The following is a 6,643-nucleotide window of genomic DNA, read 5'->3' as shown; positions in this document are numbered from 1 at the left end:
CTAGGATTTATTATTTACATACAACAAGTTTATTAATAATTGAGGGATATTTTCTTCACAAGTGTACTAAATATTACATATTATACAGTAAAGCAATATTGGGAGTGAGGCTTATTGTTGTATGCACTAATTCTTGCGGGTGGTAAAGGAACAAGATTATATCCTCTCTCAAGATCAAAAAATCCAAAACAGTTTTTAAAGGTTATAAATAATAAAAGCTTTCTACGAAATACAGTAGATAGAATAAAGCCACTAGTAAGTAAGGAAAATATTTATGTTGTAACTAATAAGGAATATATAGATAAAGTATATGAAGAATTACCAGATGTAGAGAAAAAAAATATATTTATAGAGCCAGAGAATAAAGAAACCTCTTGCTAGACGATATAGGTCATTAATCATCTAGCGGTATAAGAGGATTAGTAGATATGAGTCTCAACTTATTTGGTCTGCTTAGTTGCTTTATACTATATTCTCTTTTCATTGCTTCATTTTTTGTTTCATAGGTTTCATAGTAGGCTAACTCTAAAGGAAGTCTACATCTAGTATATTTTGCGCCCTTGCCGCTATTATGTGTTTTCAATCTTTTCTTTAGGTCATTAGTATATCCTGTGTACAAGCTTCCATCTGCACATCTTAAAATATAAACGTAATTCACTAACCATTCCCCTTTAACTTGTTAAATAATTAATCAACTTGATTTAATCTTATTTTACGGATACATATTTATTATTTTCTATATAAAATCTTAAAGGAAAGTCTTTTGCTTCTTCTGAATAGTCTATTCCAATACGGTTACTAGTTACTATATTAAAGTTTTCATTATTATCTTCTATATACAAGTTATCATTACATAAATCCTCACCATTCAGACGTTTATCAATTTTAAGAGCATTGCATAATTTACCTGGGCCATTTGTTAAATTTTTTATTTGAGTTTTAGTCAAATCTTTATAATTTTTTTTAAATCTTTCATTTGCTATTATATCTAATTCATTAACAGGCTCTAAGGCCCTTATTAATACAGCCTCAGGTATTCCTTCTTTTTGCGTAACTACATTAAAACAATAGTACATTCCATATATAATGAAAACATAAGAAAGTCCTGCCTTTCCATACATTATTTCTACTCTAGGTGTTTTTCTTCCACCATAGGAATGAGCTGCTTTATCTATTACACCTAAGTACGCTTCGGTCTCTACTATTTTTCCTGCGATTCTATTTCCGTCTATTTCATGAACTAATATTTTACCTAAAAGTTCTTTTGCAACTGTTTCTGTATCTCTACTATAGAACTCTCTGTTAAGCTTATTCAAATTATTCACCACCATAAACAATAAAATTGTATAGATATCCCGGAGCATAAGTTAAGTGTCGGCCTTGGGAATCTATATTTAATTATATAATCTATCCGTTTAATAAAAAAGAGCCTTTAAGGCTCTAATGTACTCTTAATCAGTAGTTTTCATTATTTGCTTTGCTTTTTTTATGTCTTTACTATCCAAAGAAGGTGATGCTTTATCTCCTGGTTTATTATTTCGTTTTTTAAAGTCATGTTGCAAATCCATTTGAGTTCCTTTTTTCACGGATATCACTTCCTTTAATAAATTGGATCTCCATTAAAATTTTCGAATTTAGGAGAATTTTTAGTATTCTTTTTATCTCCAGATGGTCTATTTATATCATTTCGCTTATTCTCTCTATTACTTGCTTTGTGATGTTTTCTATCTGTCATTTTCAACTCCCCTTTCTAAAATTAGTTTTTCCACAGAAAAAGCTTTTATTCTTATATTCCATTTATTAAATTTTACATATGAGATATGAATCACTTTTTCCTATTCCTATAAGTTAGTTTGATATAAATCCGAGTTTCTAAATTTTGTTGGCCAAATATTCCAATATTTCAGCAGTTGAAGCTAATTCCTGAATTGAGGAAGTTATTTCCTCAATTGCACCACTTGCTGTTTCAAAATCTGAATTTGATTTGTTTATACTGTTAGTAACAAGTTCCATAGAAGCACTAATTTCTTTTAATACAGAATCTATTTTTTTAACTGATTCACTGCTTGATTTAGATAATTTTCTTATTTCTTGTGCAACTACACTGAAGCCTTTTCCATTATCTCCGGCTCTAGAAGATTCAATGGCTGCATTTAAGCCTAAAAGGTTTGTTTTTGTTGAAATATTTTGTATAAGATCCAAAATTTGTTCAGTATCTTTAGCACTTTTATTAGCTTTATTTAGTGCATTGGAAGTGTCTGAATTTAAATTAACTATTTTTTCAATTTCTTGAGAAATATCACTGCTCGCCAAGGATATTTGCTTAAGAGAACTTGATACATTTTTAGATAGAGTTAACATTTTATCCATATTTTCAATACTCTTTGCTGCTAATATAAGGCCAATTACATGGTTGTTTTTATCCTTTATTGGAATTGAGTATGATTTAAAAGCCACCCCGAACATTTCTTTAGGAACAATTTGTATTACTGGTTTTCCGGTTCTCAATGCTTCAGCTGGAGGGCCTACTTTAGGTGTTGGATCTCCTTCTTCACTTTTTAAAATCATTGTACCACTACGAATAATTTTTAAAATTTTTTCTGTATCAGTAATATAAATAGTTATATCATGATCCAAAAGTATATCTATATATGGCAGCGAATCATTTAAAGAACTAAATATTGCATCTTCAACTATTGGTGATAACATTTAATCGCCTCCAAGTAATTTATTATAATGTTTATAGCTAATCCTGTGTATTTTATTCTACATGATAATAAAAAAATCCTTTACTGAAAAATTAAATTAATCTAAAAATGAAATTAAAATGTAAATAGTTTTTGAAAAAGTAATTATATTGATTTAATAATCATACTAGTACAATATAGAAAGTTACTTGGAGGACTCTATGAGAAAGAGTATAATAGTTACTTTTCACTCGGGACAAGAAGAACTTAATGAACTTATTACTAAGTTAGTATTTATAAAGTTGGCCAATGGGTTCAAATTAGAACAATTTCATAATAATATCCACACAACAACCAATCACGAAGAAAAATAGAGGTGAGTGGTATGAAGAAAGTATGGAATGTAGCTATATATGCAAGAGTATCAACAGATAAAAAGGAACAACAGGAATCTGTACCAGCACAAGTACAAGGACTAAAAAAATGGTTGATAGATAAAAGTAATAGTGACAAATCCGCTATATATGATCTTGTGGAAGTTTATGAGGATTGCGGATTCTCAGGTTCCACTTTTGACAGAGATAGCTTTAGAAGAATGAAAGAGGATATTGAACGTGGTAAGATTAACATGGTTCTTACCAGAGATTTATCAAGGTTTTCAAGAAACTATTTAAAAGCAGGATACTATCTTGAAGATTACTTTAAAGTAAAAGGAATAAGATTTATATCTGTTCTTGATAATGTAGATACTGAACAGGAATACAATGATATAATTCCATTTAAAAACATATTGAATGAGATGTATATAAAGGACTGTTCTCGTAGGTCTAGAGATGGTCTAAAGCAGAGAATGCTTCGAGGTTCTAATATTGCGAGTAAACCTTTATATGGATATAAGACTGAGGAAATTTATGAAGGTAACACAAAGATTATAAGGTTGGTACCTGCAGAGGATGAAACCACAGAAATAGTAAGAGAGATTTATAGTTTATATTTGCAAGGCTTTGGACTTGGTAGGATAAGTACGTATCTTAATGGCAAAGGTATAGCACCTCCATCAGCTAGAATCAATAATTTTAGGAGGTCTAAATTTGGTGTGTGGACTAATAATAGTGTTAAATTTATACTTACACATCATAAATATGCAGGTATTATGGTGCAAGGAAAGTCTAGAAAGATAAGTTATAAAATAAAAAAATCTGTTTTGACCGATGAAGCAGATTGGATTTATGGAGGAGAATTTTCAGGAATAGTAAGTAAAGAAACTTTTGAAGAAGTTCAGAGAATTATGAAAAAAAGAGCAAATAACTATAGATATAAAGCAGAAAAGATTTACTCATTTAGCACTGTTCTTGTATGTAATGAATGTAATAGTTCTATGTCATATAGAAAGAAGTATCAAGGATATAAGTGCAGTAATAGTCAAAGCGGTGGTGGGCGATGTACAGCACACTCTGTAAAAGATGAATTTCTAAAAACAATGATTGTTTCAAACTTGAGAAATTTTATTAATCAGCATATAAATAAAGAACTGCTTTACCAAGAAGCTTTAAGTATAAAGAATAACGATATTGATTATGACAAAGAATTAAAATCTATAGGAAAAGAACTGAAAAAGTTGGATAATGAGTTTCAAAAAGTATATGAAGATAAAATTAAAGGTATAATTAATCAGAGAAATTCAGAAACATTAATTAATAATATACAAAAGCGTCAGGATATACTTGTAAATAGAAAAGAAGAAATAATAGAACGGATGAACAAGGCAAAAGATAAAGCTGTATTATATGATGAATATAAAGTTAAAATTGATAAGATTTTAAACATGGAGGAATTCGACAGAACAATGGTGGAAGAATTAATTGACAAAATAATAGTTACTGAAGACAAGGTAACAAAAGAGAAGAAGATTGATATTTTCTACAAATTTAGATTTTAATATAAAGAAAAAAAGGCCGATAACGTCTACAAGGGGACTGCTACATGTATAGGCCTATCTGCAGTGAAATTATTAAAAAAAGATAATGAAGCGATTATGCTAATTCTGCCATCAGATCATTATATAGAAAATGAAAAATTATTTATAGATACCTTACTGCAAGCAAAAGAAATTGCAGAAAAAAGGAGGGGACTTGTAACTATAGGAATAAATCCTACAAGACCAGAAACAGGCTATGGATATATAGAGATGGGAGAAAGAATAAACGGCGATATTGCTAGTTTTAGAGTTGAAAGATTTTTAGAGAAGCCTAATAGTGAAGTAGCAAAAGATCTCTTACTTAAAGGGACATATCTTTGGAATAGTGGAATGTTCGTATGGAGAGCAGATGCATTTTTGAGGGAGATGCAAAAATATCTTCCAAAAATGTATAAGAATATGATGGCCATATATCAAGATTTAGAAACGGAAAGAGAGGAAAGAACAGTCAAAGAACAGTATGAGTTAATAGATGGAATTTCTGTGGACTTTGGAATCATGCAAAAAACAAGAAAAGCTTATGTAATAAAAAGTGAATTTTTATGGGATGATATAGGAACTTTTGCAGCATTGGGCAGATTCCTAAAAAATTCGAAAGGAAATAACGTAAAAGGAAACACGTTTTTAGAATCTAGTGAAAATTGTATTGTATTTGGAGAAGATAGACTTGTAATAGTTTTTGGCGTAAAAGATTTAATTGTAGTAGATTCTGGAGATGTAGTGTTAGTTATGGACAAAAATAAGGATCAAGAAATAAAATATCTTGTTAATCAACTGAAAAATGAAGCTGATAAAGAACCGTTTTTGTAGTTAATGAAGGCTGCTGTGTAATACTAGCAGCTTTTACTAACTATTTTTATATAACTATTGACAAAAGATATATAGATTGATATTATTTTATTGATAATGAAAATCAATATCAATTAACTTGCGAAAAGGAGCAGATGTTTTATCAGCTGCAATAGAAGATGTAAATGATGCTGTTATTCTATTTTTAGAATCACCATCGATGGGAATTGAGGTTATAGAAGAAGCAGAGATGGAGCCTTTCATGGAATCTATAAAAGAGGTTGTTAAAGGTAAAGCTATAGCTCTATTTGGTTACTATGGATGGGGTGATGGAGAATGGATGAGAAACTGGGAAGAAAGAATGTTAGGATATGGAGCTAATCTTGTACAAGATAGTTTAATTATTAATCAATGTCCAGAAGGTGATAATGAAATTCGATGCATAGAATTTGGTAAATCATTAATTTAAGAGGAACTAGGGAGGGTTTGATGATGAATAAGTTGTTCTTTGAAGCATTAAAAAACTCAACAGATGAGGAGTATTTTACATACTTTACAGCATACCTGATTTCACCGATAATAACAGGCATCAAACCCTCATCTATTATAAGCTTAACCAATAGCAAGAAGAATATGTTAAATATATGGCGAGAAAATAAAATTGAATTTTTGAATTCTCTTGATCTAGAGTATATTATATTGAGGAAAAAAGAAGATTCAGAGACAGTTTTAATATACAACAAAAATAATCTTGCGAAGGTATTAAGTTGTAAAAAAAACAGATCATTATTAGAAGGCCACGGATATAATAATTTAGATGATATACAGTCCGTACTATTGCATTTGAAAGATAGATTTAAAATAGAAGATTGTCCTCATGAGATTGGCATTTTTCTGGGAATACCCTTGCATGATGTAAAAGACTTTATTGATTGCAAAGATAAGCCATGTTTATTATGTCGATATTGGAAAGTGTATTCGAATGAAGAGTATTCTAAAGAAATATTTGAGAAATATGATATGTCTAAGGAACTTGTGGTTAATTATTTATTGCAAGGAAAGAATCTGAAATTTTTATATAATAATTTTGCGGCCTAAGCAGACCGTAGATATTAATTGGATAATTTGAGAATAAAGGAATATACGACGTTATATTATTAAAAGCAAGAAAGAATTACTTCATAATAAT

The 6,643-nt window shown here is 29.6% G+C and carries 9 protein-coding genes and 2 pseudogenes; 6 read left to right on the top strand and 5 right to left on the bottom strand.

Features of this window, described 5'->3' with window-relative positions; translation table 11 throughout:
• Positions 1 to 114: 114 nt before the first annotated feature.
• Positions 115 to 375, top strand: a pseudogene (locus I6U48_RS05620) (sugar phosphate nucleotidyltransferase); the annotation flags it as partial.
• Positions 376 to 394: 19 nt separating this feature from the next.
• On the opposite strand, the gene I6U48_RS05615 reads toward I6U48_RS05620, so the two are convergent.
• From I6U48_RS05615 to I6U48_RS05605, 5 genes are all read right to left on the bottom strand, one after another.
• Positions 395 to 658, bottom strand: a complete 264-nt coding sequence (locus I6U48_RS05615) for a GIY-YIG nuclease family protein (protein WP_218319425.1) — start codon at positions 656 to 658, stop codon at positions 395 to 397.
• Between the two features lie 49 nt (positions 659 to 707).
• On the bottom strand, positions 708 to 1,316 hold the full coding sequence (locus I6U48_RS05610; protein ID WP_246615214.1) for a DNA-3-methyladenine glycosylase: 609 nt from the start codon (positions 1,314 to 1,316) through the stop codon (positions 708 to 710).
• Between the two features lie 135 nt (positions 1,317 to 1,451).
• A complete protein-coding gene (locus I6U48_RS30035; RefSeq protein ID WP_281421800.1) occupies positions 1,452 to 1,586 on the bottom strand; it encodes a hypothetical protein in 135 nt (44 codons plus the stop codon).
• 14 nt (positions 1,587 to 1,600) lie between these two features.
• Positions 1,601 to 1,735 (bottom strand): hypothetical protein, encoded by a 135-nt coding sequence (locus I6U48_RS30030; RefSeq protein ID WP_281421799.1) that lies wholly within the window; start codon positions 1,733 to 1,735, stop codon positions 1,601 to 1,603.
• Between the two features lie 137 nt (positions 1,736 to 1,872).
• Positions 1,873 to 2,709 carry a methyl-accepting chemotaxis protein gene (locus I6U48_RS05605; protein WP_218319424.1) on the bottom strand — a complete coding sequence of 279 codons (837 nt, stop codon included), beginning with the start codon at positions 2,707 to 2,709 and terminating at the stop codon, positions 1,873 to 1,875.
• 199 nt (positions 2,710 to 2,908) lie between these two features.
• On the opposite strand from I6U48_RS05605, the gene I6U48_RS05600 reads away from it, so the two are divergent.
• The 5 genes and pseudogenes from I6U48_RS05600 to I6U48_RS05585 all read left to right on the top strand — a co-directional run bounded on the left by I6U48_RS05600 (position 2,909) and on the right by I6U48_RS05585 (position 6,552).
• Positions 2,909 to 3,061 (top strand): hypothetical protein, encoded by a 153-nt coding sequence (locus I6U48_RS05600; RefSeq protein ID WP_218319423.1) that lies wholly within the window; start codon positions 2,909 to 2,911, stop codon positions 3,059 to 3,061.
• Between the two features lie 11 nt (positions 3,062 to 3,072).
• Entirely contained in the window at positions 3,073 to 4,626 is a 1,554-nt protein-coding gene (locus I6U48_RS29555; RefSeq protein ID WP_246615213.1) for a recombinase family protein, read from the top strand.
• Between the two features lie 30 nt (positions 4,627 to 4,656).
• A pseudogene (locus I6U48_RS30295) lies at positions 4,657 to 5,475 on the top strand (mannose-1-phosphate guanylyltransferase); the annotation flags it as partial.
• Positions 5,476 to 5,593: 118 nt separating this feature from the next.
• The gene (locus I6U48_RS05590; protein WP_218319422.1) at positions 5,594 to 5,923 is read left to right on the top strand and encodes an NADPH-dependent FMN reductase family protein; all 330 of its coding nucleotides are present in this window, start codon (positions 5,594 to 5,596) and stop codon (positions 5,921 to 5,923) included.
• Between the two features lie 23 nt (positions 5,924 to 5,946).
• Entirely contained in the window at positions 5,947 to 6,552 is a 606-nt protein-coding gene (locus I6U48_RS05585; RefSeq protein ID WP_218319421.1) for a DUF3793 family protein, read from the top strand.
• Positions 6,553 to 6,643 lie beyond the last annotated feature (91 nt).

Source organism: Clostridium thailandense (assembly GCF_019207025.1).
Lineage (GTDB): Bacteria > Bacillota > Clostridia > Clostridiales > Clostridiaceae > Clostridium_AM > Clostridium_AM thailandense.
The sequence above is the reverse complement of the archived record's forward strand: the minus strand, read 5'-3'. Positions and strand labels throughout refer to the sequence as shown.